Here is a 1,586-nt window from a genome sequence, read left to right on the forward strand (position 1 = left end):
GTCGGCCCTGCAAAATCCCTGAAAGCCCGCAGCACCAAGGCATATGGGCAGTCTGAGCTGGCTTGCATCTCCCAGAAGTCGATATTCTGGGGTCTGTTTTCTGGGAGTTGAAGGGCCTTGCCGATGACCGATCCGGACCTGTTCCGCACCCGCCTGGACCAGATGATCGACCTGCGCCACCCGCTGGCGGTGCTGGCAACCCGGATCGACTGGGCCGCGATCGAAGCAAAGCTGGCGCCGCTGTTCGCCCGTGCGCCCCGCGCCGGCCGCCCCCTGACCGATGCCGACCTGTTCGGCGAGCCGGCGGTGGTGGGCGGCGGGGTGAGCACGGCGGGCCGGCCGCGGTTGCCGATCCGGCTGATGGTGTCGCTGCTGTATTTGAAGCACGCCTACAACGAGAGCGACGAATCGGTGTGCGCCCGCTGGGCGGAGAACGTGGTGTGGCAGTTTTTCAGCGGGATGACCCACTACCAGCCACGGTTGCCGTGCGATCCGACCCAGATCGGCCGGTTCCGGCGGGTGCTGGGGGAAGCGGGGGTGGAAGAACTGCTGGCGACGACGATTGAGACGGCGGTGGCGCTGGATGCGGTGCAGCCGGCCGAGTTCGCCGAGGTGCTGGTGGACACCACGGTGCAGGAGAAGGCGGTGGCGTACCCGACCGACAGCCGGTTGCTGGAGGTGGCGCGGGCGAAGATCGCGCAGTTGGCCAGACAGGCCGGGATCGAGTTGAAGCAGAGCTACGCGAAGGAAGGCAAGGCGCTGCGTCGCAAGGCCGGCGGCTATGCGCACGCGAAGCAGTACAAGCGGCTGCGCAAGGTTCTGAAGCGCCAGCGCACGATCCTGGGTCGGCTGTTGCGCGATGTGCAGCGCAAACTGGACGCCTTGCCCGAGGCCGTCCAGGCCCAACTGCAGGTGTGGCTGGAGCGGGCCGAGCGCATCCGCATCCAGAAGCCCAAGGACAAGGGCAAGCTGTATGCGCTGCATGCGCCGGAGGTGGAGTGCATCGGCAAGGGCAAGGCGCGGCAGCCGTACGAGTTCGGGGTCAAGGTCGGCGTCGCGGTGACTGCGCGGCAGGGGCTGCTGGTGGGTGCGCGCAGTTTTCCGGGCACCCCGTACGACGGCCACACCCTGGCCGAGCAGTTGGAGCAGGCGACGATCCTGCTGGAAGGCGTGGGCGTGAAGCCGGAGGTGGTGTCGGCGGACAAGGGCTATCGCGGGGTGGACGCGGCCATAGCGCCGGCGGTGCTGTGGCATCCGGGCAAGTGGAAGACGGCTGACGCAGCGCAGCGTGATCTGATCAAACGGCGCAGTGCGGTGGAACCGGCGATTGGGCATGCGAAAGCCGACCACGGCATGCATCGCTGCTGGCTGAAGGGCGCCGAAGGCGATGCCCTGCATGCGGTGTTGTGCGGGGCCGGCTACAACATCCGCTGGTTGCTGCGGGCGATTGCCCGCTTGGGTATCCGGGCGGTCTTTTTGTGCCGGATGCTGGCGCGTCTGTGGTCGGCAATACTGCGATCAATGCCATCCGCAAACCGGCTTACGGGTCAGTGCGTGGGTTGATCGTAATTTTGCAGGACCGACTA

The 1,586-nt window shown here is 66.8% G+C and carries 1 protein-coding gene; it reads left to right on the top strand.

What is annotated here, in order from left to right; genetic code table 11:
* The first annotated feature begins 123 nt into the window (after positions 1 to 123).
* Positions 124 to 1,563: an IS5 family transposase gene (locus tag CRO39_RS20180; RefSeq protein ID WP_097123776.1), complete on the top strand. Its 1,440-nt coding sequence runs from the start codon at positions 124 to 126 to the stop codon at positions 1,561 to 1,563.
* Positions 1,564 to 1,586: the final 23 nt, after the last annotated feature.

The sequence above is a fragment of the Pseudoxanthomonas wuyuanensis genome, assembly GCF_900215535.1.
GTDB lineage: Bacteria > Pseudomonadota > Gammaproteobacteria > Xanthomonadales > Xanthomonadaceae > Pseudoxanthomonas_A > Pseudoxanthomonas_A wuyuanensis.